This is a genomic window from Rhodobacteraceae bacterium S2214, assembly GCA_025141675.1.
GTDB lineage: Bacteria > Pseudomonadota > Alphaproteobacteria > Rhodobacterales > Rhodobacteraceae > Yoonia.
The window spans coordinates 647,453-672,255 of the sequence record CP081161.1 but is presented as its reverse complement, the minus strand read 5'-3'; the positions used below and the strand labels follow the sequence as shown (position 1 = coordinate 672,255).

Below are 24,803 nucleotides of genomic sequence, written 5' to 3'. Positions count from 1 at the left end.
TAACGGATCAGAGCCATGTTGGAAGCGTATCGCGTGCAATCATCTCTTCATAGGTAGGGCGTGCGCGAATAACCGCAAATTGATCGCCATTCACCAGAACTTCGGGGATCAATGGACGCGAGTTATATTCGGACGCCATCACGGCGCCGTAAGCACCAGCAGACCGGAACGCGATCAGATCGTCGGCCTTCACCTCAGTCATCACGCGACCTTTGGCAAAGGTATCACCGCTTTCACAAACAGGACCGACGATATCGTATTTCGCAGGTTCCGCCCCCGGCACCGATTCGATGATCGGGTCGATGTCGTGGTAGGCTTCGTACATTGCGGGGCGGATCAGATCGTTCATTGCGCCATCGATGATCATGAATTGGCGGTCTTCACCTTCTTTGATGTAGATGACCTTCGACACGAGCAGTCCAGCGTTTCCTGAAATCAGACGACCCGGTTCAATCTCGATCTCGCAACCTAGGTGGCCAACGGTCCGTTTAATCAGCTCACCATATTCGGACGGCAACGGCGGGGCCTCGTTGGACCGCGCGTAAGGGATACCCAGACCACCGCCCAGATCAAGACGCGTGATTTCGTGACCATCCGCGCGCAGTGTTTCCGTCAGTTCCGCAACCTTCAGGTAGGCCGCTTCGAACGGTTCAAGATCAGTCAGCTGCGATCCGATGTGCACGTCGATCCCGATGACCTTCAGGCCCTTCAATTTCGCGGCCATCGCATAAACTTCGCGGGCGCGGCTGATTGGAATGCCGAATTTGTTTTCAGATTTGCCAGTCGCGATCTTGGCGTGGGTTTTGGCATCCACATCAGGGTTCACGCGGACGGTGATCGGGGCCACAACACCCAATTCTTGCGCCACGCGGTCGAGCACGATCATTTCGGGTTCGCTTTCGACGTTGAACTGGCGAATGCCACCTTCCAATGCCATGCGCATTTCATCAACGGTTTTGCCAACACCGGAAAAAACGATCTTGTCGCCCGGAACGCCGGCCGCCTTTGCGCGGAAATATTCACCGCCAGACACCACGTCCATGCCAGCGCCAGCATCGGCTAAAACTTTGATGATCGCCTGATTGGACAGGGATTTCATGGCAAAACAAACCAGATGATCCAAACCGTCCAGCGCATCGTCGAACAATTTGAAGTGACGGGTCAGGGTCGCGGTCGAATATACGTAGAACGGCGTGCCGACGCTTGCCGCGATTTCAGCGACTGGAACGTCTTCAGCGAACAATTGTCCATCGCGATACAGAAAATGATCCATGGGCCCGACCTTTCAAACAGATTCCGCGTCTATTACCAGATTCCGTGTGAAGCCCAAGCGCCTATTCTTTCATCGCGTCAGAGAAAATTCGCCGTTCTGATCACATTTTTACGACTTGGGGGTGCATTCAGAAATGAGAGGATTAAGTGGGGGCTATATTCGACGTAATGTTTCGTAAGTCCCATTTTTCGCCCCGAAGGTTTCCACGATGGAACAGCCGCCCCGTCAGTCCCTATTTTGGATTGCGTCATATCCGAAATCTGGCAACACTTGGCTTCGTGTTTTTCTCGCCAACTATTTGCTTGGCGGCGAAGACGCTTTGTCGATCAATTCGGTCGGCAAGCTTGGCTATGCAGACGCGGACGCCCGCCACTATGAACGCGCCAACGGCGGAGATTACGATCTGGCTGATGCGGCCAAGACGGTCGCTTTGCGCAATAGGTTCCTGCTGAGAACTGCGATCACCGGACCGAAGGTGGCGCTTGTCAAAACCCACAATTACAACAGTACAATTAACGGTACGCCTTTGATCCCCGCCCCGTACACGCGCGGTGCCATCTACGTTGCGCGCCACCCCGGCGATGTGGCGATTTCATTCGCCAGCCACTACGGATTAAGCATCGACGAAGCGATTGAGCGGATGCGCGAACATAACGCCGTCGTCGGCGGGTCCCAAGGCACGGCACTGCAGTTCACATCCGATTGGTCGTCTCACGTGCAAAGCTGGGCGGGTGCCAAGACCCACAACGTGCGCGTCATTCGTTATGAAGACATGCATGATACACCAGTCGAAACTTTCGGCCGCGTCCTGCGCCATATCGGTGTGGCCGTGGATAAGGCGAAGTTAGCACGTGCGATCAATAACTCGCGTTTCGAGGAACTGAAACGTCAGGAAAAAGCGGACGGATTCACCGAAAACACGGAACACCAACCACGCTTTTTCCGCAAAGGAATTGCAGGGGCTTGGCGCGATATCCTGACGGCCGATCAAATCAAGACAGTGGCCCGCGACCACGGCAATGCCATCAAGGCGCTAGGCTACAGTTAAGTTTTGTGTGCGGACCGGAAATAAAGGTAAAGCGGCAAACCGCAGCTGACACCGATACAGAATGTTGCAGGGATCGCCACAAGCCGAATCCACGCACGGGTTTGCACGACCTCAACGATAATCCAGATTGTCAGCGTTACCGCCGCAATGGTCAAATCCCAAACAAGACCCGAACTGGCCGCGTTGGCGTGCCATGCATCAACCATCGCCATGATGTCCCAGCCGTTCGCCTGAAACCATTGGATGAAATAATACATCGGGTGGATTGCACCCCAGATCGCCAGTGCCAGCCAAATCATCCGCATCGTCACAACTCCAGCCTTAGGTCATCGCCGCCGAATGGTTCGCGCAGCTGCTCAGGACGTAAACTGTCGCTATCGACGTCAAAAACAAGGGCTGCATCGTCACATCCTGCTAGCATCAGGCACATAGCGACGACGCGGATCATGACCTAGTTCAACGAAGAGCTTTGGCTCACTCCAAGCGAAAAGGTGCCGTTCGACAGCCCAAGGGAATTGCCGACCGACACGCCGCCAGACCCGACCGAAAGGCTTGTGCTACCTGACGGGCGCAACGGTGCGCCGTTGGCCCCGCATCCCGCAAGACCCACAGCAACAACCATCAGCACAACAATTTTCATCCCAATTCGTCCTTCCACCGTGCGGCCTGCGCCCGTACGTTAGCAGGGGCTGTGCCGCCAAAGCTGGTGCGCGACGCGACAGAGTTTTTCACACCCAGCACGTCAAACACCGATTGTGTGATATCTTGGTGGACCGACTGCATGTCGGCTAGGGACAATTCTGGCAGGTCGCAAGATTTCGCCTCTGCCATCGCAACCAGCGATCCTGTCACGTGGTGCGCATCGCGGAACGGCAGGCCCAATTCGCGGACCAGCCAATCGGCCAAATCCGTCGCGGTGGAGAACCCCGTCGCGGCGGCGGCTTCCAATGACGGAACGTTGGCTTCCATATCGGCAACCATACCTGCCATCGCGGCCAGCGCGAGGAACAAATTGTCAGCGGCGTCGAACACTTGCTCTTTGTCTTCTTGCATGTCCTTTGAATAGGTCAGCGGCAGACCTTTCATCACGGTCATCAGCGCAACATTTGCCCCGAAAATCCGGCCGATCTTGGCACGGATCAGTTCAGCGGCGTCAGGGTTACGCTTTTGCGGCATGATCGACGATCCGGTGGACCATTTGTCGGACATTTTCACGAACCGGAACTGGGCAGAGGACCAGATCACCAGTTCTTCGGCCAAGCGTGACAAGTGCATCGCAGTGATCGAAGACGCAGCAAGGAATTCCAATGCGAAATCACGGTCAGACGTTGCATCCAGCGAATTGGACATAGGCCGATCAAACCCAAGCGCCTGCGCCGTCATGTCACGATCAATCGGGAACGACGTTCCGGCCAAAGCAGCAGCCCCCAATGGCGATGTATTCATCCGCTTGCGTGCATCCGCAAAACGGGACCGGTCACGGGCGAACATTTCGACATAGGCCAGCATGTGGTGGCCCCACGTGACAGGCTGCGCGACCTGCAGGTGCGTGAAACCAGGCATGACCCAGTCGGCGCCCGCTTCGGCTTGGCCCAACAACGACTTCATCAACGTCTCAAGTGCTGCATCAGCCGCGTCACATTGGTCACGGACCCATAGACGGAAATCGACGGCAACCTGATCGTTCCGCGACCGACCCGTGTGCAAACGACCAGCCGGTTCGCCGATCAAATCTTTCAGCCGCGCTTCGACATTCATGTGAATATCTTCGAGTGCAGTGGAAAACGGAAATTCTCCGGTTTCAATCTCTGACAACACCGTGAGCAGGCCTTCACGGATCGCTTCGGCGTCGTTATCCGTTATGATGCCTGTGGCGGCCAACATGGCGGCATGGGCACGTGAACCAGCAATGTCTTGGGCAGCTAGACGTTGATCGAACCCGATGGATGCGTTGATCGCTTCCATAATGGCGTCCGGTCCAGCGGCAAAACGGCCACCCCACATTGTGTTCGCGGATTTGGTCATGAGAAAGGATGCCCCGTGCTGAATTTGAAATCTGCTTTGCTTTATACGGCCCTTGGGCTGCTTGCAAATACCGCCATGGCGGATGTCAGCACATTTGAGGCGCTGCGCGAGGGCGATATGCGCAAGCTGAACTTCCATTCCGAGCCGAAACCAGCATCTGATGAAACATTTGTCGGTGAAGACGGAAACGAAATGACCTTTGGCGCGTACGAAGGCCAATTCGCGGTGGTCAACTTTTGGGCCACATGGTGTGCCCCCTGCCGGGCCGAAATGCCGCAACTTTCAGACCTGCAAGACCAGCTTGGCAGCGACGAATTTTCTGTTGTCACTATTGCGACCGGCCGCAACCCACGCCCCGCGATGGAACGGTTCTTTGACGAAATTGAAGTCGACAATTTGCCTTTACACGCAGATCCCAGATCGACATTGGCCCGCGACATGGGGGTTTTAGGCCTGCCAGTGACCCTTATCCTCGATCCCGAAGGCCGCGAAATCGCGCGACTTCAAGGTGACGCGCACTGGAATAGCGAAAGCGCAATTGCCATCCTCGAGGCGATCATGGCGCAGGAGTAACAATCCCTGATTGTCGCTTTACTGTCATTATCAGCATGATACGGTCCACCGAATCCGGTTAAACCAAGGACTTGTTACATGTCGCACCAAGCAAAAGTGATCCGCCTCGAACAATTAGCCATGACGATTCGGGCTGAAACGATCAAAATTCTGCCCGGTGCGCCTGACCCAAGAAAACTGGCGCATACCCAGTTGGCCAGCAAAATCGAAGGCTGGGAACAGACCATCAAGCTTGTGCAGCGCGACATGAAATCGCAAAGCCACTTCAACCATATGGTTCATCGGCACAATCCGGGTGGTCCCAAAGACCATCAGGCCAACCAGCGCCTGCAAAGTGGGCAGAACAACGTCAAACAGATTTCCAATGCTCTGGACAAGGTCATCGCGGAACTGGACGAATTGTCCAAGCAGTTCTACGGCGGCGACAACGCCGAAACACGCGCGTTGAAAGGCATTTCATCCGCCCTGAAGAACTGGTCAAAGACGGCAAAGCATTCCGAAACAGGTATCATCGGCACCGCAGCCCCGACCAACACACAAGCAACCATTCAACAAGCCAAACCGTTCCTGCCGCAAGGTGGTGCGCCGGGCATGTCCGGACCGGGTGCGATTGATGCGTTTACGCTGGTGCTTGGCGCGTTCGTACTTCTCAAAGCATTGGCAAAGAAGAAAAACTAGGCCCGCCCAGCCGTTTCAGACAACATCAACGGATCGACGCCCATACCTTTTAGGGCGGCGGTCCATTTGTGATCATTGGCGCGACCAAACACGATGTCATCATCCGCGTCGCAGGTCAGCCACCCATTCTGCCCGATCTCACCTTCCAACTGGCCGGGTCCCCATCCCGCGTACCCTAGCGCCATCATTGCGCTTGTCGGGCCAGCGCCCCGCGCGATTTCTTCAATGACATCCATAGTGGCGGTCATCGAGATATTGTCGTCAACTTCGATAGTGCCGCCTTCGGACGCGTAATCGGTGGAATGCAAAACAAACCCGCGCGACTGTTCGACAGGCCCACCAAGATGGATTCGTATCTTTCGTGCCGTCGGTGCCATTTCAATTTCAAGCTGCTCCAGAAGGTTCGCAAACCGGACTTCCGTGGATGGTTTATTGACGATGATACCCATCGCGCCGTCTTCGGAATGGGCGCAAATGTAGACGACGCTTTTCGCAAAACGATCATCACCCATGATGGGCATGGCGATTAAAAGCTTACCGGTAAGATTTGTTGGCTGCATAGTCATATTCCAATTCTTGCAAGCTTATGCCGGTAGTACAAGTCACACAAAATTTTGCTCGCCAAGACGTGAGTTCAATTACAGCCGTTCCTGACTATGTAGAGGTTATGAAAACACTAACCGCGATTCTTAAGACGACTTGTTTGATGGCTGCGACGCTGGCCTCACCCGCGATGGCGGGCCCTTTTGACGATCTTGCCCGAATCGACGTCATCCCTGGATGGCAAACGCCGTCAGGTACGCATATGGCTGGTGTCCGCGTGACATTGCGGCCCGGCTGGAAAACCTATTGGCGTGCACCCGGTGACGCAGGCATCCCGCCGCAGTTTTCGTGGACAGGATCGCAGAACATCACTGCCGCCCAATTTCATTGGCCCGTCCCACAGGTCTTTGAACAAGGTGCCATGCAGTCAATCGGGTATCACGATACGCTGGTTCTGCCGATCGAATTGACCCAGATCGACCCGAATGCGCCCATTCACATGTCTGGCGAAGTCACCATTGGCGTGTGCGAAGACATTTGCGTGCCCGTTTCACTGCCATTCGATGCCCTGCTTCCCGCTGATGGACGCCGCGACGGCGCTATCACCGCGTCGTTGCTGAACCAGCCGGTTTCTGCGCGCGATGCCGGTGTGCAAACCGCAACCTGTGATGTGTCCCCGGGGGAACGCGGCTTGATGGTAACTGCCACGTTAACGATGCCCCCCGCAGGTCAAACAGAGGCCGTCATTGTCGAAGCAGGCAATCCGGAAGTTTGGGTGTCGCAGGCCGACATAACGCGTAACGGCGATACATTGCAGGCGACCGTGGATATGATCCACGCGTCATCCAGCAGCTTTGCCCTTGATCGTTCAGCGATCCGGATCACCGTCCTTGGCAGTGATTACGCCGTTGACGTGCGTGGCTGCCCAAAAGGTTAGGCCTTGCGCCACCGCAACGCCAACCCAATGCCGGCGATCATGTAGATTCCCATCAGCGCGACGGCCAAACCGCCTGCGAATATCCCGAACGCAGCCCCGAACCCGCCCGACAGTGCTGGCAGGAACGCGACGGCTTGAGGCAACGCAGCACCCGTGACGATCACGGGCCCCAACGTGACTGCAAACAATCCAACCGCCACACATGCACCCAACATCGCAGGCCATGTTGCCCCGAATTTGCGGACACGCAGCGCACGTTTCGCGGCCCGTATTTGTTTGCCGACATCAGCCTGAATAGCCATCAGCGCAGGGATGATGAACATCACCAACACCATTCCGAACCCAAGCCCGAAGACCAAGGTCACAACGGTTGGCTTCAGAAATTCGGCTTGGTTCGATCCTTCGTAAAGCAGTGGTGCCAGCCCAAGAACCGTCGTCAATGTTGTCAGTAGCACAGGACGTAATCTGTCCGCTGTCCCGTCAATAATCGCAGGAAAGATACCGCGATCAGCAGCGTATTCATCAATCGTCGTGACCAGCACGATACTGTCGTTGATAATGATCCCAACCATGCCCAACATGCCGACGACCGTGAACAAGCTCATCGGGATGCCCCATGCGTTGTGTCCGTAGATCGTCCCGATCAATGCAAATGGGATAACCGACATCACGACAATTGGACGCGACCAGCTTGAGAATATCCAAGCAAGCACCAGATAGATGCCCACCAGAACCAAAATCAGCCCATTACGCGCGTCTTCGACAAAAGCACGCTCCTGTTCGCTTTGACCCGACAACGCCGTATCGACACCAAACCGCGTCTCGATTCCCGGCAAGATATCTTCGTTAATCGAAAGCTGCACTTGGGCGGCACGGTCGGCGTCTTCGTCATCCAAGTCGCCCAGCACAGAAATTAGCAATACACCGTTTTCACGCCGCACCGTGGAAAACCCCGTCCGGCTTTCGACTGTCACTACGTCAGACAATGGCACATAAACGCCGCTCGGTGTTCGGATTTGCGTCCGATCCAGAAAATCAGCGGACAATTCACCTGCCGGAAGCTCGACTCGGATCGTCGCAGAGCGGGTGCCATCAGGATAAGACGCCGCTTCAATACCACCCAGTTTTTCACGCAGAACACGGCCAAGTCCGTCAATGTTCAGCCCCAATGCCTGTCCTTGCGGTGTCAGATCAAGGATCAGTTCTTCTTTGTCGTAGGCCAGCGTGTCTTCGAGACCAGAAATCTCTGGGAATTGGAGCAGTTCGGTTTTCAACGCTTCGGCCGCTGCTTTCAGCGTTTCGGCATCTGCCCCAAACATCTGGATATCAAGGCTATCGCCCCCCGGACCACTGCCCCAAGACCGGAAGCTGACTGTTTCGGCCATAGGATGTTGGCGGACGCTGTCTTGCAGTTCTGATACAAACGTGCCGCTCGTGTAAGGACGGCTATCCGCGTCAACCAATTCAATCGTAATCGCGCCCAGTTGATCCGCGCTTTTACTGTCAGCCCCAGACAGGGCGCGGCCAGAATTGCCACCGATTTGCGCGAAGACATAAACAAGCGGATTGATCCCATGTTCATCTTCATATTTCGCGCCCAGCGCTTCGGTCGCGCGTTGCATTTCCTGCATCATTTCGAAGGTATCGTCGCGCGTGGCCCCCGGTAGCATGGCAAAGTTACCTGTCACCTGCCCCTGTTCAGGCGCAGAGAAAAAGCGCCATTGCACGTCGCCCGTGATGACCAAAGCCACCTGCGACGCCAGCAGCACCAACGCGCCCGCAAAAACAGGGTATCGCGCCCAAATGACACCCGCCATGAAAGGCCGGAACAGGTTTTCTTTCACCGCATCAAACCCGCGGTTCACAATCCGCGACGGCATATCATACCAATGTTCTTTCGATGTCGTCGCAATCGCGTGCGACAAGTGGTTCGGCAGAATGAGGAAACATTCGACCAAAGATGCCGCCAAAACAACGATTACGGTAAACGGAATGTCCGCGATCAAATCGCCGAACCGTCCACCGATCACAACCAGACCAAAGAACGCGATGATGGTTGTGATCGTCGAAGAAAATACCGGACTGAACATGCGCCGCGCTGCATTCTCGGCAGCTTCGACAGGGTGTTCGCGCAGATTACGCGCCCTGAAATCCGCGTGTTCACCGACAACGATGGCATCATCGACCACAATCCCCAGCGTGATGATCAGCGCAAAAAGCGAGATCATATTGATCGTCAGGCCCGAGACATACATCAGCGCAATCGCCGCGAGCATCGCGACCGGAATACCCGCCGCGACCCAAAACGCGGTGCGCGCATTCAAGAACAAGAACAATAATCCGACGACCAACGCCAACCCCATCAGGCCGTTTTCCAGCAGGATATCCAGACGCGCCTGAATCACCTCTGCCCGCGCGGACACGAGATCAATTTCGACACCTTGTGGCAGTGACGCCTTCAGTTCGTCCGCGACTTCTTGAACAGTGTCTTGGATACCAATCGCATCGCCTTGCGCGGTACGCTGGACTTCGATTTGGATCGCGGGGTTTCCTCCCACGTAATAGGCGCGTTCACGGTCTACACCTTCAACGCGCACATTGGCCACATCGCCGATCGTCAGACTAGACCCGTCAGGATTAGCCCGCAGAACAATGGCCTCAATTTCATCGGCAGATCGTTTTGCCACACCTGTGCGCACTCGGGCCGCGTTGGACACATCACCCGCAGGATCAGCGGCGGCTTCTTCGCCGATCCGGTCTGCGATGTCAGACAACCCGATGTCATATTCGATTAGCGACAGTGACGGCACTTCGACGATTGTCGAAGGCGCTGCAACGCCGCGAATATTGACCTTTGTGACCCCTTCCGCAAACAGGCGCACAACCATTTCATCCGCAAAACGGCCCAATTGTTCGACGCCGACCGGACCAGTGAGCATGACGTTGGTCACGCGGTCACGCCACCCGCCGCGCCTGATCTCTGGGTCTTCCGCATCTGTGGGCAGGTTATTTGTACTATCGACAGCGAGCTGCACATCTTCGGCGGCACGATCAATGTCATAGCCGGGTTCAAACTCTAACCGGATGCTTGCGCGGCCTTCTTGCGATGTGGCTGCCGATGATGACACGCCTTCTACTGCCAACAACACTGGTTCCAAAACCTGCACGATGGCCGCGTCGACGTCTTCTGCGCCGGCACCCGACCACGAGACATTGACCGACAGATCGTCGACGACAACGTCAGGAAAGAACTGCGCCCGCATATTGGGGAATGCGAACAAACCCGCAGACAGCATCAACACCAGCAGCAAATTCGCCGCCGTGCGGTGCCGTGTAAAATATGACAGGATGCCGCCTGCCCCTTTCGTCAAGATCGCGCCACCCGTTGCCATGATCTAGCCCCCCATCCGGCCTTCGATCCGGTTCACTGTTGCGACGGGAATTTCGTCAGCGTCCAATTGGGATAGAATACGGGCCTTCGCGTCGTCGGGCATGCGGGATGCTTCGACGAAAGCAACGATCTTTGCCTTGCGTTCAGGATCAAGCGTGACCATTTCAGGTTCTGCCGGAGCTTCATCCGCTTGACCGGGCCGGATTGGATCGACCTTGATCCCCGCGCCCAACAAAGGCGACCGTTCCGCAACAATCGTTTCACCTGCAAGACCGCGCACGGTGATAATCACGTCGTCACCCTGCCTGCGCAAAAGTTCGACCTGCTCTGACGACAAACGGTCTTCTTCGCCGACGACCAGAACCGTGCCATCAGCTGCGACGGCCGTCGCGGGCACCTGTGCGACGCGGTTCAGCACGGGTTCTTCGATCCGAACCGTTACGAAATCGCCGGGTCGGAAACCGCCAGATCCTTCAAGACGCGCAAACAAAAGTCGCCCTGTCTGACCTTCGCCAACAGCGGCACTTTCGCGTGTAATCTGACCTGTCGCGATCAGATCAACACCTGACACATCAAGTCCGACGGAAATCGGCGCGTTTAGCAGATCACCAGCCCCATCTAACAAACGGGCATATTGCGACGTCGACACCCTGAACGACACCTCAAGCGCATCAGGGTCGATCAGTTGGGCAATCCGTTCATTTGCAGTAATCCGACCGCCGGGAATAACGCCAACGTCGGACAGAGCACCGTCGAAATCAGCCGTGACGCGTGTATTGGCGAGCGTACGTTCTGCTTCGCTAAGGGTAATTTGAGCGCGTGCAAGTCTGGTCGTCGCTTGGTCCAATCGTGCCTCGGCCTGCGCCACTGATTGCCTGCGTGACAGAACCGCCGCGTCTGATGCTGATGCCGCAAGCTCTGCGGTTTCGACTGCGGCTGCCGTACCGACACCACGTGTCTGCAAATCACGCGCACGCGTCAGGGCTGCCGCACGCAATGTCGCCTGTGATTGCGCCGCGACAAGTTCGTCTTCGTTCAGTGCAAGCCCGCGTTCTGCATCGCGCAATTCGGCCTGCGCGTCCTGCAAATCCGCGCGCACACGGTCCAAGGCGGACTGGGCTTCAAACGGATCGATCTGGGCAATTACCTGCCCTGCCTTCACCAGCGCGCCTTCGGTCAGGTTTACGTCTGCTTCCAGCACGGTCCCCCCAACAGGGCTGCGCAGATCAAGACTACGCTGGCTTTGCAGTTCACCAAAGACAGTCATAATGGGCGCGATTGTCTGCGGTTCTAACGTCACCACATTGACTGCAAAGACCCGTTCGCGTTGCGGAAAACTACGCGGTTCTTGTGCCATCCGTTCCGTGACAGCCCCACGCACCATGTTTCCGGCCCACGCCATCAACGCCAAGGTGACAGACAACAGGAAGATGCCAACAAGGCTTCGACGTAAAAATCGCATGTTTGTATACTCCTGAAATCAATACGCCCGCGCCCCGCAGACGGATCATTCACTGTATCAAACGACGCGAGAAATCATTTCCGTCGCTGATGTTCGTCTAAACGTGGCATTATTTCTACAAAATTGCAGGGCATGTGGCGATAGTCGAGCTGCTTCACGAGAATTTCATCCCACGCGTCTTTGCACGCTCCCGGACTGCCGGGCAGTGCAAACAGGTACGTTCCGTTCGCAACACCACCCGTCGCACGGCTTTGGATCGCGGATGTTCCGATCTTTTGCATGGAAACGATGGTGAAAACGGTCCCGAAGGCGTCGATCTCTTTTTCGTAGACATCGCGGTGCGCTTCGACGGTCACGTCACGGCCTGTCAGGCCTGTCCCGCCGGTCGAGATGACAACATCCACCGCATCATCCGCACACCATTTACGCAGTTGATCCGCGATCTGATCACGTTCGTCGGGCAGGATCATACGATCCGCAAGCAGATGCCCCGCGTCTTCCAATCGTGCCACAAGCGTGTTGCCCGATTTATCATCGTCCAGCGTCCGCGTGTCGCTAACCGTCAGCACCGCGATACGTGTTGGCAAAAAAGCGCGGTCGGTCATGTGGCGAGATCCCTGAGTTTGGCTTGCACCGACAACAAATCAGCCCAAGCATCGCGTTTCGCAAGCGGGTTCTTCAGCAGCGACACAGGATGCGCCATCGGCATCGCAGGACGTCCAACTGCATCGGTCCATTTACCGCGCAGGCCCCTGATCCCGCCGCGCCCCAACAACATCTGGCAAGGCGTATTGCCCATCAAGATCACCACATCGGGGTTTGCCAGCGCGATGTGGCGTTCCAGAAACGGACGCATCATTGCGAGGTCTTTGGCATTGGGCAGTGCATCGCCCGGCACCCGCCACGGCATCGCGGTCGTCAGATAAACGGACCGGGCCTCATCTTCTGCGTCCACACGCAGCGAAATTGCATCCATCATCTTGGCCAGCAAATCACCTTGGACACCCGCAAATGGCATACCGGCCACGTCTTCTTCGCGTGACGGTGCGTCGCCTACGATCATCACGCGCGCCGCAGGCTGACCAGCCGCGAACACCATTTTGCGGGCACCTTTTTTCAGATGGCAATGTTCAAATCCGTCAAGCGCCGCACGAAGCCCGTCGATATCACCAGCGCCGGCTGCCGCAGATTGCGCGAGTGCGACTGTATCCAGTTCCTTCACCGCCACGGGAATCGGCGGTTTGCCACCCGCATTCGGGTTCGGCGGCGTTTTAGGTTTGGCTGGCTCCAGATCATAGCGGTTCACGGGCGATTCACTGATCGCTTCATCAGCGCCTACTTCGACCTGCCATTCCAGCAGCGCGCGGTCGTCCCAATATGTATCCACAGAATCCATGACCCCATTCATATCCTTCAAATCGGACCTACGGTAGCGCTGATTGCGCGCACCCCGTTGCGTGATCGCAGCCTGCTTCATATAACGGCGCAAACCACGCATAAGGAGCCGTCCCATGTCGTTTCGCGCCCAGCATCTTTTGGGGATAGAGCCGCTCCACCCCACAGAAATCACAGCCCTGCTCGATCTGGCCGATCAATATGCCGACAATCCTAATTCTGCGCGGCATCGCAGTACATTGGCGGGCATGACACAAATCAACATGTTCTTTGAAAACTCGACCCGCACACAGGCGAGTTTCGAGCTGGCAGGCAAACGGCTAGGCGCTGACGTGATGAACATGGCGATGCAGGCGTCATCGCTGAAGAAGGGGGAAACGCTGATTGATACGGCGTTGACCCTAAATGCGATGCACCCCGATCTGTTGGTCGTACGGCATCCACATTCCGGTGCGGTCGATTTGCTGGCCCAGAAGGTCAACGGTGCTGTTCTGAACGCGGGCGACGGCAAACATGAACACCCGACGCAGGCCCTGCTGGATGCGCTGACAATTCGACGCGCAAAAGGCCGTTTGCACAGGCTTTCCGTCGCTATTTGTGGTGATATCGCCCATTCGCGCGTCGCGCGATCCAACATCATGCTGCTTGGCAAAATGGAAAACCGCATCCGCCTGATCGCCCCGCCGACATTGATGCCATCAGGCGTTGCGCAGTTCGGCTGCGAAGTTTTCCACGACATGGAAGAAGGCCTGAAGGACGTCGATGTCGTCATGATGCTGCGGCTGCAAAAGGAACGGATGGATGGCGGGTTCATCCCGTCAGAACGTGAATATTACCACCGCTATGGCCTCGATGCTGCGAAACTCGCGCATGCCAAGCCTGACGCCATTGTCATGCACCCCGGCCCGATGAATCGCGGTGTTGAAATCGACGGGACGATCGCCGACGACATCAACCGGTCAGTTATCCAGACACAGGTCGAAATGGGGGTTGCCGTGCGCATGGCCGCGATGGATTTGCTCGCGCGAAACCTACGGGCGCGACGCGGTGCTGCAATCGAAGGTGTCATGGCGTGACCAATGTGATCCTTCCCCATGAACACGGTCGTGTTCGCGTGTTTCAGCTTGATCCGGCTTTGTCTGGGCTGTTGGGTGACACTTATGACGCCCTTGCTAATGCACTAAATGCACCGATCACGGCACCCGATGACGTTCAGGTCGTATCAGCGGAAACCCTTAACGACATTGGTTTGGCGCAATTTCTGATGCTTGGTTACGGGATATCTCAGGCCGATATGACGCCAGAAATGGACCAGCTGAATAGTCTCAAAGGGGACTTTGCCATCGTCCGCTCTGGCGCATTCGGGGAAGCGGGCGCAGTGCTGCGCACAGATGGTGCAGCCAAGTTGGTCGCGACATTTACCGAAGAAGGTGCAGCGCCACCACCGATGACACCGCTCACATCCGATAGTTCAGAAGGCACGATCGTCCCACCGAATGCCCTCGCGAAGAAACCAAAATCCGACGCCCGTATTGGTGGCATGGTGGCAACCGCCGCCTTGATCGTCATGGGGCTGTTGGTTTGGCTGATGATTTGGGTCGGCGGTTAATGTCCGACTTTCCAGCCCTTCAGCCCGACGAAGAAATCCTGTGGGAAGGTCGCCCTGACACCAAACTGCGGTTTGGCATGGCGACAATGGCCACAGGCATTTTTGCGGTTGCATTGGTGCTGGCATGTCTTGGTCTCGCGACGGTGATTGATCGCGCCAATACCGGCAGCTATTGGGCGATCCTTGCGCCTGGCATCGTCGTAGGTGTGGTGATCGTTTTCGCAGGTCCGGTGATGGACAGTCTGACCCGTTACAACACACGCTATCGCCTGACCAATCAACGCATGTTGATTACCAAACCGATTGGTGTGCGATCCGCCAGCTATCCAATCCCGCCGCTCGATGACCTGATCTATCGCAATGGCACGCCGCCTTCGATCTACTTCGCAACGCAGACCAACGGGCGGACCTCAACAGACATCGGTTTCGAACGTATTGCTGATGCCCGCGAAGTGTTCATCCAGATGCGCAAACTTGCCGGAGACACCGATTTATGACACGTCTCACATCAACGGTTCAGCCCTTTAGAAAGACATGCAATGACTAAGCTCTTGTTCATAAACGCACGTTTGATCGACCCAGTGGCGTTGACCGACAAGGCTGGCGCGATACTGGTCGAAGATGGCGCGATCACCCGCGTGTTCGACGACGCCCACCCCGACATGACAGGCCCCACGGTCGTGGATTGTGGTGGTAAATGTCTGGCGCCTGGGATCGTTGATATTGGCGTTAAGGTCTCTGAACCCGGTGAGCGGCACAAGGAAAGCTTCCGGTCTGCCGGACGTGCCGCCGCCGCTGGTGGTGTCACCACGATTGTGACGCGTCCAGACACGACGCCCGCGATTGATACCCCTGAAACGCTTGAATTCGTCGCACGCCGTGCCGCGTTGGATGCGCCCGTGCGTGTCCTGCCGATGGCGGCCCTAACCAAAGGGCGCGAGGGGCGTGAAATGACGGAAATCGGGCTACTGACCGATGCTGGTGCCGTCGCGTTCACCGATTGCGACCGCGTCGTGACGAATACAAAGGTTTTTTCGCGGGCTTTGACTTACGCCAAATCGCTTGATGCCCTTGTGATTGCCCATGTCCAAGATCCGGGTCTGTCGCATGGCGCAGCCGTCACATCGGGCAAGTTTGCGTCCCTGCGTGGCCTGCCCGGCGTGTCGCCAATGGCCGAACGCATGGGGCTTGATCGCGATATTAGTTTGATCGAAATGACTGGCGCGCGCTACCACGCTGACCAAATCACCACGGCGCGTGCGTTGCCTGCGCTGGAACGCGCCAAGCGGAACGGTTTGCAAGTGACCGCCGGCATTGGCATCCACCATTTAACGCTAAACGAATTGGATGTCGCGGACTACCGGACGTTCTTTAAGGTCAAACCGCCGTTGCGGTCCGAAGAAGATCGGGTCGCGGTCGTCCAAGCGGTCGCGGATGGCCTGATCGACATCATCAGTTCGATGCACACACCACAAGACGAAGAAAGCAAACGCTTGCCATATGAAGAAGCGGCAAGCGGGGCGGTTGGACTAGAAACGTTGCTGCCTGCCGCACTACGCCTATACCACGAAGACCAAATCGACCTGCCACGCTTGTTCAGAGCACTTTCTCTGAACCCGTCACGTCTGCTGGGTTTGGAAAGCGGACGCATGATGGAAGGTGCGCCTGCCGATCTGGTCTTGTTCGATGCAGATGCGCCATTCGTGCTGAACCGCGAAACGCTACAGTCAAAATCCAAAAATACGCCGTTTGATGGCGCACGAATGCAAGGCCGCGTTTTGGGAACGTGGGCCGCAGGCAATCGCGTGGCGGGGGAATAATCATGCCAGAATTGACGACAGGAATGGGCGGTCTGCTGCTTTGGGCTGCGATCGGATATCTGCTGGGGTCCGTGCCCTACGGCATGATCATCGCGAAGGCACTGAACCTTGGCAATCTGCGCGAAATCGGGTCCGGCAACATCGGGGCGACCAATGTTTTGCGGACCGGCAACAAAAAAGCGGCCGCGCTGACGCTGATCTTTGATGCAGGCAAAGGGGCGGTCGCCGTTCTGCTCGCACGGGCCTTCGCGGGCGAAGATGCGGTGCAAATCGCAGCACTGGCCGCGTTTCTGGGCCATTGTTTTCCTGTCTGGTTGGGCTTTAAAGGCGGTAAAGGTGTCGCTACCCATCTCGGGATGATGTGGGCATTGGCATGGCCGATTGGGCTGGCATGCTGTCTGACTTGGCTAGTCGTCGCAGCCGTGTTCCGGTTTTCGTCGCTGGCCGCTTTGCTGGCCGCCGGGTTTGCACCCGCCTTCGCCATTTTCTTCGGATACGGTCCATTGATTGTATTGCTGCTGGTCCTCGCCGTGCTGGTCTACCTCCGCCACAGCGCCAACATTGGCCGTCTGCGGGCAGGGACAGAAACCAAGATCGGATCAAAGAAGGCCGAATGACACCTTCCGCCTGATCCACCATGCAGCCGCCCCGACACCGCCAAAAACACCGAGCGGCCCAAAATCGACGCCCGCGTAATATAACAGCGCGATCGTCAACGCGATCAGGATTGGAAGGTGCATTAACGGGCGCAGCGTGTCTGCAAGGCTTTGTATGCGCAGCACCCAAGCGATGAAAAAGATCGGCGGGCCGGCGAAAAGCACACCAGCCCACGCTCCCATAACAAAGGCGCTTCCCGCCTGAGGGTGTAATGCAGTGATCCCGGTCACCGGCAAAGCCAGTAGAATGATCATGATCCAACGAGGGTTCAGTAGAAACGACAAAGTGCCCCTTTCCTAGGACTGAAACCGGTGGCGGCGGCAGCACACGGTGCGGAAAACCGGACCTTGCGTCAGGCACGCAGGTCTCGTTACTCTTCACACATCATTAAACATTTCATTTCTCACCGACAAAGGCCATTTCTCATGGATTTCCAAACTTCCGTCAAAACGTGCTTCAATAAATACGCCGACTTTACGGGTCGCGCCCGTCGTTCAGAACTGTGGTGGTTCGCACTGTTTGCCTTCGTCCTTGGGCTGGTCACAACTGCGTTGGATGCGATGTTGGGCACGTTTGGGATTTTGAATGCAATCGGTTCGCTTGCGATCCTTTTACCTAGCATTGCGGTTGGCGTGCGTCGCCTGCACGACCGCGACATGGTCGGCTGGTGGTACCTGATCGCCTTTATTCCCGCGGTCGGCGCCATCGCCTTGATCATCATTTTCTGCCTCAAAGGCACCGAAGGACCAAACCGGTTCGGTCCTGACCCGCTTGCTTAAGAGAATGACGGTTCGCGTTAACCACGTGTTAGGGCGAATCGTTCAAATGTGACGTAAGACAAACGTTGATCATGCGCCGCGCCGAACGCGTGGCTTAGCATCCAATGGCCGCCTAAAGTGGCGGATGAATATGTCTGGCAAAGCCGGACAGGATCGCAAATGTTCAACGTTTGTCTTTAAACCAGCGCTTAGTAGGAAAAATCGCTGTAGATCTTTTTCAGATCACCGTTCCAGTCGCCATTGTAGTGATCCAGCAATTCATCCGCAGGCGTTTTGCCTGTCTCGATGGTTTCATGCAGCGCGTTCAGGAAATGGGTTTCGTCCGCGACCATACCGCCCGCACCGGGTTTCGCCCGTGCTTTCAGGCCAGCATGTGAAATCGCTACCACTTCGCGCGCCAGATCATGCATATTGATGCCGTCGACCTTGGCCTGCAGACCATCAATGGATGCAGCAAACCGCAACGCTTCGCGCTGCTCAGCGGTCCAGTCTTTGCACAAGTCCCACGCGGCATCCAAAGCCGTCTGGTCGTACATCATGCCAACCCAGAACGCGGGCAAGGCGCACAACCGCCGCCAAGGGCCGCCATCCGCGCCGCGCATTTCAATAAACTGTTTGATCCGCGCTTCAGGGAAAACGGTTGTCAGATGATCCGCCCAATCGGACAACAACGGCTTTTCACCGGGTAGCGCAGGCAATTCACCCTTCAGGAAATCGCGGAACGACATGCCCAGCGCGTCGATGTATTTTCCGTCGCGGTAGACAAAATACATCGGCACATCGAGCACCCAATCGACCCAGCGCTCAAACCCCATGCCGTCTTCGAACACCCAAGGCAGCATGCCGGTGCGGCTGTCATCCAAGCTACGCCAGATGCGCGAACGCCACGATTTGTGACCGTTCGACGTGCCTTCAAAGAAGGGTGAATTCGCAAAAAGCGCAGTCGCCACAGGCTGCAATGCCAACGATGTGCGCAGCTTTTGCACCATGTCGGCTTCAGACCCGAAATCGAGGTTTACCTGAACGGTACAGGTCCGACGCATCATCTGGGTCCCGTGCGTGCCAACCTTTTCCATATAAGCGTTCATCAGCTTATAACGACCCTTGGGCATCAGCGGCATTTGGTCGTGCGTCCATTCGGGGGCAGCGCCCAGACCGATGAACTTCACGCCAATTTCGTCCGCGACAGATTTCACTTCTTCAAGGTGGGTATTCACTTCGTCACAGGTCTGGTGAATCGTCTCGAGCGGAGCACCAGACAGTTCCAACTGGCCACCCGGTTCGAGCGACACGTTTGCACCGTCTTTGGTCAAGCCGATGATGTTGCCGCCTTCTTCGACAGGTGCCCAGTTGTAACGGGTTTTCAGGCCATTCAGCACCGCCTTGATCGACCGATCGCCTTCGTATGGCAGTGGCATCAGACTGTCTTGGCAATACCCGAATTTCTCGTGCTCGGTGCCGATACGCCAGTCTTCTTTTGGCTTGCAGCCCTTCGATAGCATTTCTGCCAGTTGAGAATGATCTTCGATCAGGCCGCCGCCGGTTTGGGGAATGGACATCTGCTGGTCTTTCTCAACTTGGAATATTCTGGATTTATCTGGTGAACCCAGTCGCGGGTTAATGCAAGAGATGAACTGGTCTCTGCCAGATCACAACACGTTGTGCTGGTGGATCAGATAGAACGCCCAACAGCTTTTCAGTCTTTAGGTCAGGTAAGGCTGAGAACACATCAAACAAGGCTTCGGCCCCTGTGGCTGTTGTTGGAATCGCGATGTCGCGCGCCTCTGGTCCGGTTAGCACCCAATAAGGGGCGGGATGCCCAGTGGGGTCAAAGCTCAGCCGCGACATATCGTTGATGTCCATGACACCGCCATCAAGCGGGCCGAAATAGGCCAACCTACGTTCGGTGATCTGCACAATCCCTGGGCCATCACTGCCTTGGCGAAACCGCCCACGCTGGATGCCCGCGACCAACAGCATCACACCAATCGCCGCAATGATATATCCCAGCCAAGTCACAAACCCGAGGCCGGTGATCGACCACCAAACACCAAGCGCCAACACCAGCAAGGCACCCCAAACATCGCGAAACCGCCAGATCGTGGCTTTCGCTTCGGGTCGAAAGAAATCAGCCATGGGCGACCTGTGCATCCTCGTAAATCGCGATGGCAAAACTGCCGGTGCGTTCAAATCCAATCGCCACATAAGCGCGTGCCGCAGCATCATTCGCCGCCGACAACACCGCTGTTGTGACCCCATCAATAGACGCTTCCATGAGGTGCATCGCAAGAGCCACCCGCGCAAAACCGCGTGACCGGAATTCTGGTGGCGTATAAACACCGCCGATTTGCACGATCTCTGGGAGTTGCGCGTTGAAGCCTGTCATTGAAACAGGCACCCCATCTTTAAACAGAACGCGGTGCGAATCTGCCGCGAGGTAGGCGTCGATTTCCCTGATCGCCCGATCATGCGCCACGTCTTTTGGAGCCTCTAGCGTGTCCATTTGATAATGGGCCCGCCAGTCGATCAATAAGGCGCGTGATGCTGCGGACAGCGGGTGGAGCGAAAAACCATCAACATCCGGCATTCCCATATCCGCAATGTTCAGAACAAACGACGGTTCAGTGGCGTCAAGGTTTGCCTTGCGCGTCAGGCCAGTCGCGTGGCGTACAGCTGCGACCTGTTGGCCTTCGCCAATGAACCCTTTGATTTGCCGTCCTTTGATCACCGACGCGACGCTGGCCCAATCGCCGTTCGGGCAACATGGAAATACGATCCCTTCTGCGCTGATCGTCAACACATCCGTGATCTTATCGCCATCTTTGGCCACCCAAGCACTGATCGCGCGTGGATGGCTGCTGCCCATGCCGTAGCGGGTCAGGTTTGTCAGTGGGAACATCAGGATTGGCGCGTGGGCGAGCATGAAATCGACCAAGGCTTCCCGATCCCCGTCGTCTACACGGATCATTGCCAATCGCCCATCGCATTCTGCCAAAGCGTCAAAGCAGCCACAGCGGCTGTTTCTGCCCGCAATATACGCGGACCCAGACTAATTATCTGTGAATATGGCAGATTTCGCAGTATTTCGCGTTCTTCGGGGGAAAAACCACCCTCTGGCCCAATCAGGATAGCGGCACCATTTTCCGGTGGCGGTCCGGTAAAACCAGCAGTTTCGCCAATCATCGCCTCGTCGCAGAAATAAAGCGTGCGCGATGCGTCCCATCCGGCCAGCACTTGTTTCAACTTCGCAGGCGCGGTCATTTCAGGCACGAAAGTACCGCCGCATTGTTCGGTCGCCTCGACCACCTGCGCTTGCAGTTTCTCAAGCCGCACGCGGTCCCCGTTATTCGTATAGGCAGTTTGCACCGGCATAATCTTTGCCGCCCCGAGTTCGGTTGCTTTTTCCACGATGAACGACATGCGTTCTTTGCGGATCGGCGCGAACAAGAGCCAAAGGTCAGGGGGATACTGCATTGGCTTGGTCTGCGCCTGGCAGGCCAGCACGCCGCTGCGTTTGCCTGCCTCGGCGACTTCTGCGTCCCATTCACCATCACGCCCGTTGATCAACGACAGGACTGTGCCAGCGGACATACGCATCACCCCGAATAGATAATGGGCTTGATCCCGCGACAACGGAACCAATTGCCCTTCACCAAGGGGATGATCTACATAAAGACGAACTTTCGATGCCATAGGCGGACTTTATGACCGAGATCGACAAGACGCCAGAGGGCGAAGCCCAATTCGGGACCGTTGCGGACAGCGCTGACAATTGGGTCGACCATTTCGCGCCTTCCCCAACACGTGGGTATCTACGTTTATCGCGTGCTGATCGGCCTATTGGGACATGGCTGTTGTATGTTCCCTGTCTGTGGGCGGTCGCATTGGCGAGCCTCATGACAGGCAGTTTCACGACGTTTAGCGTTTGGATCATCGCAGGATGCGGCATTGGGGCATTCCTGATGCGTGGCGCGGGATGCACGTGGAACGACATCACTGATCGCGAATTTGACGCAAAGGTCGCTAGAACCCGATCACGACCAATTCCATCGGGACAGGTGTCCGTGAAAGGCGCCTATATCTGGATGGCCGCGCAGGCGCTGGTTTCGCTTGCGATCTTGCTGACCTTCCCGATGACCGCAATCGGACTGGGGTTCTTGTCTATTATTCCTGTCGCCATCTATCCATTCGCAAAACGGTTCACATGGTGGCCGCAGGTGTTTCTGGGTCTTGCATTCAACTGGGGCGCGCTGCTGGCATGGGCCGCGTCAACAGGCAGCTTAGGCTGGCCGGCGGTCGTCTTGTATGTCGCTGGGATATCGTGGACGTTGTTCTACGACACCATCTATGCACATCAAGACACTGAAGACGACGCGCTGATCGGGGTTAAGTCAACGGCCCGTTTGTTTGGTGATAATACCAGAACCTGGCTACGATATTTCCTGATCGGGACAGTCCTTTTGCTGGGACTTGCCGTTGTCATTGCGACCATTGATCGGTCGTTCTTGTCGCTTGTCGTCGCTCTTGGCGGGCCTTGGGCGATGGGTTGGCACCTGATGTGGCAATTGGGCCGGTTCGACCCTGACGACAACGACAGGTTGCTGATGCTATTCCGGTCAAACCGGAACGCAGGCTTAATCCCGCTGGTCTTTTTCGCCGTCGCGTTTTTCCTTTGATTGAACCTTAGGCATTTGGGGCCTATGCAGTTGATGCAAATATGAGAAAATTTCAAAAGTAATGCGTCTATCTGCCTTATTCACCCGCCTCGTCGTTTTTGCAGCCGCCGCTGGCGTCTGCGTCGTCTCTGCGCGGGCCGCGGTTACATTCATCGAAGAACGGTCCGTCGTGGGCGTGCGTGAAGTCCTAATAGATCAAGGGCATGACTGGGCTTCTGTGGTCAGTGATGGACTGCAAGTTGTGCTGGAAGGCCAAGCCCCATCCGAAGCTGTTCGGTTCCGCGCTATTTCCGCCGCAGGGAGCATCGTGGACGCCAGCCGCGTCATCGACAACATGGACGTGATTGATTCGCAGTCCATCGCGCCGCCCGAATTTGCGATTGAAATTCTGCGCAACGACAGCGGCGTATCCTTGATTGGGCTAATCCCCGCCGATACCGACCGCGAAGCGCTGGCTGAACGGATCGCGGACATCGCAGACGGCCAAGACGTCACTGATCTGCTCGAAGTTGCGGATTATCCAGTTCCCGAAACGTGGCAACCCGCCCTGAACTATGCGCTGCGCGCCTTGTCTGATTTGCCGCGCTCGAAAATCTCTGTTTCGTCGAAACGTGTGCTTGTGAATGCAATCACCGATTCCGAACTGGAAAAAGCGGAACTGGAAAGCAACCTGTCCCGCAATAAACCGACAAATGTCTGGGTTACGGTCGATCTAACGGCACCGCGACCTGTCATTTCTCCATTCACCACACGCTTTGCAATCGATGAAGAAGGCGCGCGTTTCGATGCCTGTGCCGTTGATAGCACCGAAGCATTGTCCGCCATCGTTGCTGCCGCAGAAGATGCAGGATTTACAGGCGACCCCGGCTGTATCGAGGCGCTTGGCGTGCCATCACGGACGTGGGGCGAAGCGGTCGCTTTGTCGATCACAGCGGTCAAAGATCTTGGCGGCGGCACTGTCACGATCTCTGACACCGATATCGCGCTTGTCGCGCAGCAAGGCACCGCGCAAACGACATTCGACCGCGTTGTCGGTCAGTTGGAAAATGCGTTGCCAGACGTCTATGCGCTTGCGTCCGATCTACCACGCGCACCGACCGATCCATCCGCGGGCCCACCGCAATTCACGATTACACGTAGCCCTGAAGGTGCTGTGCAGCTGCGCGGACGCGTGCCGGACGAACTGACCAATACAACAGCGGGCAACTATGCATCCGCAAAGTTCGGGCAAAGCAACGTAACGATTGGCACGCGCGTTGTTGACGATCTTCCCTCCGGTTGGGTCATCCGCGTGTTGGCCGGCATTGAAGCGATGTCTGAATTGTCTAACGGGTCCGTCGTCGTTGAACCAGCTTCCGTCACTGTGCGCGGGAAAACCGGTTCAGAGACAGCGCAGGCTGATATCTCTCGCCTGCTGATTGATAAACTGGGACAATCGGCCGAATTCGATATCGAAGTTGAATATGTCAAAGAACTTGATCCGATTGCAGGTCTGCCAACGCCCGAAGAATGCGTCGCCAAGATCACCGAAGTCACGGCTGTCCGGAAAATTACATTCGATCCCGGTGCATCGTCGATCACGTCCGACACAACAGCTGTTGTCGATGAAATCGCGGATATTCTGAAACGCTGCCCTGATCTGCGGATCGAAATTGCGGGCTATACAGACAGCCAAGGCCGCGAAGAAATGAATGCGCAACTGTCGCAAGAACGGGCCAGCGCCGTGCTTGATGCGCTGCGTGCCCGCCGTGTTCCGGTTTCCAGTTTTGAAGCAAAAGGCTATGGTGAGGCTGATCCAATTGCGGATAATGACACAGCCGAAGGTCGTGAAGCGAACAGGCGTATTGAATTCCGGCTTATTGTGCCCGAAACAACACCCGAAGTACCAACGGCGCTAGAAGAAGCCGAAGCACCAGCACAAGAATAAGAACGGACCT

Annotated in this window: 27 protein-coding genes; 12 read left to right on the top strand and 15 right to left on the bottom strand. The window is 56.3% G+C overall.

Translation table 11 applies throughout. The features are described 5' to 3' along the window. Window positions 1–7: 7 nt before the first annotated feature. Window positions 8–1,273, bottom strand: a complete 1,266-nt coding sequence (lysA, locus tag K3729_03235; GenBank protein ID UWQ99826.1) for a diaminopimelate decarboxylase — start codon at window positions 1,271–1,273, stop codon at window positions 8–10. A gap of 208 nt (window positions 1,274–1,481) precedes the next feature. On the opposite strand from lysA, the gene K3729_03230 reads away from it, so the two are divergent. Continuing rightward, window positions 1,482–2,321, top strand: a complete 840-nt coding sequence (locus K3729_03230; GenBank protein ID UWQ99825.1) for a sulfotransferase domain-containing protein — start codon at window positions 1,482–1,484, stop codon at window positions 2,319–2,321. On the opposite strand, the gene K3729_03225 is transcribed toward K3729_03230, so the two are convergent. The 4 genes from K3729_03225 to argH are packed head-to-tail and all read right to left on the bottom strand — an operon-like array spanning window position 2,318 to window position 4,346. Then, window positions 2,318–2,626 carry a DUF2834 domain-containing protein gene (locus K3729_03225; protein UWQ99824.1) on the bottom strand — a complete coding sequence of 103 codons (309 nt, stop codon included), beginning with the start codon at window positions 2,624–2,626 and terminating at the stop codon, window positions 2,318–2,320. The two genes, K3729_03230 and K3729_03225, sit on opposite strands and share 4 nt — an antisense overlap. Before the next feature lie 2 nt (window positions 2,627–2,628). Further along, complete coding sequence (locus K3729_03220; GenBank protein ID UWQ99823.1) at window positions 2,629–2,769, bottom strand: hypothetical protein; 141 nt, start codon at window positions 2,767–2,769, stop codon at window positions 2,629–2,631. 3 nt (window positions 2,770–2,772) lie between these two features. Beyond that, window positions 2,773–2,961 carry a hypothetical protein gene (locus K3729_03215; protein ID UWQ99822.1) on the bottom strand — a complete coding sequence of 63 codons (189 nt, stop codon included), beginning with the start codon at window positions 2,959–2,961 and terminating at the stop codon, window positions 2,773–2,775. After that, window positions 2,958–4,346 carry an argininosuccinate lyase gene (gene argH / locus K3729_03210; protein ID UWQ99821.1) on the bottom strand — a complete coding sequence of 463 codons (1,389 nt, stop codon included), beginning with the start codon at window positions 4,344–4,346 and terminating at the stop codon, window positions 2,958–2,960. Before argH ends, K3729_03215 begins: the two co-directional genes overlap by 4 nt. A 75-nt stretch (window positions 4,347–4,421) precedes the next feature. Here argH and K3729_03205 point away from each other — a divergent pair, with 75 nt between their 5' ends. Together K3729_03205 and K3729_03200 are read left to right on the top strand one after the other, a co-directional pair. Further along, window positions 4,422–4,919, top strand: coding sequence for a TlpA family protein disulfide reductase (locus K3729_03205; GenBank protein ID UWR00920.1), 498 nt, complete (start codon window positions 4,422–4,424; stop codon window positions 4,917–4,919). A 78-nt stretch (window positions 4,920–4,997) separates the two neighbouring features. Beyond that, window positions 4,998–5,597 (top strand): hypothetical protein, encoded by a 600-nt coding sequence (locus tag K3729_03200; GenBank protein ID UWQ99820.1) that lies wholly within the window; start codon window positions 4,998–5,000, stop codon window positions 5,595–5,597. Here K3729_03200 and K3729_03195 read toward each other — a convergent pair. Then, entirely contained in the window at window positions 5,594–6,157 is a 564-nt protein-coding gene (locus K3729_03195; protein UWR00919.1) for a YqgE/AlgH family protein, read from the bottom strand. The two genes, K3729_03200 and K3729_03195, sit on opposite strands and share 4 nt — an antisense overlap. A gap of 107 nt (window positions 6,158–6,264) precedes the next feature. On the opposite strand from K3729_03195, the gene K3729_03190 reads away from it, so the two are divergent. Then, window positions 6,265–7,077 (top strand): hypothetical protein, encoded by an 813-nt coding sequence (locus K3729_03190; GenBank protein ID UWQ99819.1) that lies wholly within the window; start codon window positions 6,265–6,267, stop codon window positions 7,075–7,077. On the opposite strand, the gene K3729_03185 is transcribed toward K3729_03190, so the two are convergent. The 4 genes from K3729_03185 to K3729_03170 all read right to left on the bottom strand — a co-directional run bounded on the left by K3729_03185 (window position 7,074) and on the right by K3729_03170 (window position 13,326). Further along, window positions 7,074–10,469: an efflux RND transporter permease subunit gene (locus K3729_03185; GenBank protein UWQ99818.1), complete on the bottom strand. Its 3,396-nt coding sequence runs from the start codon at window positions 10,467–10,469 to the stop codon at window positions 7,074–7,076. The two genes, K3729_03190 and K3729_03185, sit on opposite strands and share 4 nt — an antisense overlap. Window positions 10,470–10,472: 3 nt before the next feature. After that, the gene (locus K3729_03180) at window positions 10,473–11,930 is read right to left on the bottom strand and encodes an efflux RND transporter periplasmic adaptor subunit (GenBank protein UWQ99817.1); all 1,458 of its coding nucleotides are present in this window, start codon (window positions 11,928–11,930) and stop codon (window positions 10,473–10,475) included. A gap of 74 nt (window positions 11,931–12,004) precedes the next feature. Next, window positions 12,005–12,535 carry a molybdenum cofactor biosynthesis protein B gene (moaB, locus tag K3729_03175; GenBank protein ID UWQ99816.1) on the bottom strand — a complete coding sequence of 177 codons (531 nt, stop codon included), beginning with the start codon at window positions 12,533–12,535 and terminating at the stop codon, window positions 12,005–12,007. Further along, on the bottom strand, window positions 12,532–13,326 hold the full coding sequence (locus tag K3729_03170; protein ID UWR00918.1) for a uracil-DNA glycosylase: 795 nt from the start codon (window positions 13,324–13,326) through the stop codon (window positions 12,532–12,534). The genes moaB and K3729_03170 overlap by 4 nt, the downstream gene beginning before the upstream one ends. Window positions 13,327–13,441: 115 nt before the next feature. Here K3729_03170 and K3729_03165 point away from each other — a divergent pair, with 115 nt between their 5' ends. Genes K3729_03165 through plsY form a run of 5 tightly spaced genes read left to right on the top strand, consistent with a single transcriptional unit; the run spans window position 13,442 to window position 17,371 of the window. Beyond that, window positions 13,442–14,401, top strand: a complete 960-nt coding sequence (locus K3729_03165) for an aspartate carbamoyltransferase catalytic subunit (GenBank protein UWQ99815.1) — start codon at window positions 13,442–13,444, stop codon at window positions 14,399–14,401. Continuing rightward, window positions 14,398–14,934 (top strand): hypothetical protein, encoded by a 537-nt coding sequence (locus K3729_03160; GenBank protein UWQ99814.1) that lies wholly within the window; start codon window positions 14,398–14,400, stop codon window positions 14,932–14,934. The genes K3729_03165 and K3729_03160 overlap by 4 nt, the downstream gene beginning before the upstream one ends. Then, the gene (locus tag K3729_03155) at window positions 14,934–15,431 is read left to right on the top strand and encodes a hypothetical protein (protein UWQ99813.1); all 498 of its coding nucleotides are present in this window, start codon (window positions 14,934–14,936) and stop codon (window positions 15,429–15,431) included. The genes K3729_03160 and K3729_03155 overlap by 1 nt, the downstream gene beginning before the upstream one ends. A gap of 42 nt (window positions 15,432–15,473) precedes the next feature. Beyond that, complete coding sequence (pyrC, locus tag K3729_03150) at window positions 15,474–16,754, top strand: dihydroorotase (GenBank protein UWQ99812.1); 1,281 nt, start codon at window positions 15,474–15,476, stop codon at window positions 16,752–16,754. Window positions 16,755–16,756: 2 nt separating this feature from the next. Then, window positions 16,757–17,371: a glycerol-3-phosphate 1-O-acyltransferase PlsY gene (gene plsY, locus K3729_03145; GenBank protein UWQ99811.1), complete on the top strand. Its 615-nt coding sequence runs from the start codon at window positions 16,757–16,759 to the stop codon at window positions 17,369–17,371. On the opposite strand, the gene K3729_03140 is transcribed toward plsY, so the two are convergent. Next, entirely contained in the window at window positions 17,354–17,695 is a 342-nt protein-coding gene (locus tag K3729_03140) for a hypothetical protein (protein ID UWQ99810.1), read from the bottom strand. The genes plsY and K3729_03140 overlap by 18 nt on opposite strands. Before the next feature lie 141 nt (window positions 17,696–17,836). Here K3729_03140 and K3729_03135 point away from each other — a divergent pair, with 141 nt between their 5' ends. Next, window positions 17,837–18,190, top strand: a complete 354-nt coding sequence (locus K3729_03135) for a DUF805 domain-containing protein (GenBank protein UWQ99809.1) — start codon at window positions 17,837–17,839, stop codon at window positions 18,188–18,190. A gap of 188 nt (window positions 18,191–18,378) precedes the next feature. Here the strand turns inward: K3729_03135 and K3729_03130 are convergent, their stop codons facing one another. Genes K3729_03130 through K3729_03115 form a run of 4 tightly spaced genes read right to left on the bottom strand, consistent with a single transcriptional unit; the run spans window position 18,379 to window position 21,883 of the window. Further along, window positions 18,379–19,749, bottom strand: coding sequence for a glutamate--cysteine ligase (locus K3729_03130; GenBank protein ID UWQ99808.1), 1,371 nt, complete (start codon window positions 19,747–19,749; stop codon window positions 18,379–18,381). Window positions 19,750–19,807: 58 nt separating this feature from the next. Next, entirely contained in the window at window positions 19,808–20,326 is a 519-nt protein-coding gene (locus K3729_03125) for a hypothetical protein (GenBank protein UWQ99807.1), read from the bottom strand. Continuing rightward, complete coding sequence (locus tag K3729_03120) at window positions 20,319–21,158, bottom strand: GNAT family N-acetyltransferase (protein UWQ99806.1); 840 nt, start codon at window positions 21,156–21,158, stop codon at window positions 20,319–20,321. The genes K3729_03125 and K3729_03120 overlap by 8 nt, the downstream gene beginning before the upstream one ends. Continuing rightward, on the bottom strand, window positions 21,155–21,883 hold the full coding sequence (locus tag K3729_03115) for a 16S rRNA (uracil(1498)-N(3))-methyltransferase (protein UWQ99805.1): 729 nt from the start codon (window positions 21,881–21,883) through the stop codon (window positions 21,155–21,157). The genes K3729_03120 and K3729_03115 overlap by 4 nt, the downstream gene beginning before the upstream one ends. Before the next feature lie 11 nt (window positions 21,884–21,894). Here K3729_03115 and ubiA point away from each other — a divergent pair, with 11 nt between their 5' ends. Both ubiA and K3729_03105 read left to right on the top strand, forming a co-directional pair. Continuing rightward, complete coding sequence (gene ubiA, locus K3729_03110) at window positions 21,895–22,866, top strand: 4-hydroxybenzoate octaprenyltransferase (GenBank protein UWQ99804.1); 972 nt, start codon at window positions 21,895–21,897, stop codon at window positions 22,864–22,866. A 61-nt stretch (window positions 22,867–22,927) separates the two neighbouring features. Next, window positions 22,928–24,793, top strand: a complete 1,866-nt coding sequence (locus tag K3729_03105; protein UWQ99803.1) for an OmpA family protein — start codon at window positions 22,928–22,930, stop codon at window positions 24,791–24,793. The last annotated feature ends 10 nt before the right edge of the window (window positions 24,794–24,803 follow it).

Bases quoted from the DNA above. Each gene is read 5' to 3' on its own strand.
- lysA (UWQ99826.1), bottom strand. From the start codon at position 1,273: ATGGATCATTTTCTGTATCGCGATGGACAATTGTTCGCTGAAGACGTT.
- K3729_03230 (UWQ99825.1), top strand. From the start codon at position 1,482: ATGGAACAGCCGCCCCGTCAGTCCCTATTTTGGATTGCGTCATATCCG.
- K3729_03225 (UWQ99824.1), bottom strand. From the start codon at position 2,626: ATGCGGATGATTTGGCTGGCACTGGCGATCTGGGGTGCAATCCACCCG.
- K3729_03220 (UWQ99823.1), bottom strand. From the start codon at position 2,769: ATGATCCGCGTCGTCGCTATGTGCCTGATGCTAGCAGGATGTGACGAT.
- K3729_03215 (UWQ99822.1), bottom strand. From the start codon at position 2,961: ATGAAAATTGTTGTGCTGATGGTTGTTGCTGTGGGTCTTGCGGGATGC.
- argH (UWQ99821.1), bottom strand. From the start codon at position 4,346: ATGACCAAATCCGCGAACACAATGTGGGGTGGCCGTTTTGCCGCTGGA.
- K3729_03205 (UWR00920.1), top strand. From the start codon at position 4,422: ATGGCGGATGTCAGCACATTTGAGGCGCTGCGCGAGGGCGATATGCGC.
- K3729_03200 (UWQ99820.1), top strand. From the start codon at position 4,998: ATGTCGCACCAAGCAAAAGTGATCCGCCTCGAACAATTAGCCATGACG.
- K3729_03195 (UWR00919.1), bottom strand. From the start codon at position 6,157: ATGCAGCCAACAAATCTTACCGGTAAGCTTTTAATCGCCATGCCCATC.
- K3729_03190 (UWQ99819.1), top strand. From the start codon at position 6,265: ATGAAAACACTAACCGCGATTCTTAAGACGACTTGTTTGATGGCTGCG.
- K3729_03185 (UWQ99818.1), bottom strand. From the start codon at position 10,469: ATGGCAACGGGTGGCGCGATCTTGACGAAAGGGGCAGGCGGCATCCTG.
- K3729_03180 (UWQ99817.1), bottom strand. From the start codon at position 11,930: ATGCGATTTTTACGTCGAAGCCTTGTTGGCATCTTCCTGTTGTCTGTC.
- moaB (UWQ99816.1), bottom strand. From the start codon at position 12,535: ATGACCGACCGCGCTTTTTTGCCAACACGTATCGCGGTGCTGACGGTT.
- K3729_03170 (UWR00918.1), bottom strand. From the start codon at position 13,326: ATGGATTCTGTGGATACATATTGGGACGACCGCGCGCTGCTGGAATGG.
- K3729_03165 (UWQ99815.1), top strand. From the start codon at position 13,442: ATGTCGTTTCGCGCCCAGCATCTTTTGGGGATAGAGCCGCTCCACCCC.
- K3729_03155 (UWQ99813.1), top strand. From the start codon at position 14,934: ATGTCCGACTTTCCAGCCCTTCAGCCCGACGAAGAAATCCTGTGGGAA.
- pyrC (UWQ99812.1), top strand. From the start codon at position 15,474: ATGACTAAGCTCTTGTTCATAAACGCACGTTTGATCGACCCAGTGGCG.
- plsY (UWQ99811.1), top strand. From the start codon at position 16,757: ATGCCAGAATTGACGACAGGAATGGGCGGTCTGCTGCTTTGGGCTGCG.
- K3729_03135 (UWQ99809.1), top strand. From the start codon at position 17,837: ATGGATTTCCAAACTTCCGTCAAAACGTGCTTCAATAAATACGCCGAC.
- K3729_03130 (UWQ99808.1), bottom strand. From the start codon at position 19,749: ATGTCCATTCCCCAAACCGGCGGCGGCCTGATCGAAGATCATTCTCAA.
- K3729_03125 (UWQ99807.1), bottom strand. From the start codon at position 20,326: ATGGCTGATTTCTTTCGACCCGAAGCGAAAGCCACGATCTGGCGGTTT.
- K3729_03120 (UWQ99806.1), bottom strand. From the start codon at position 21,158: ATGATCCGTGTAGACGACGGGGATCGGGAAGCCTTGGTCGATTTCATG.
- K3729_03115 (UWQ99805.1), bottom strand. From the start codon at position 21,883: ATGGCATCGAAAGTTCGTCTTTATGTAGATCATCCCCTTGGTGAAGGG.
- ubiA (UWQ99804.1), top strand. From the start codon at position 21,895: ATGACCGAGATCGACAAGACGCCAGAGGGCGAAGCCCAATTCGGGACC.
- K3729_03105 (UWQ99803.1), top strand. From the start codon at position 22,928: ATGCGTCTATCTGCCTTATTCACCCGCCTCGTCGTTTTTGCAGCCGCC.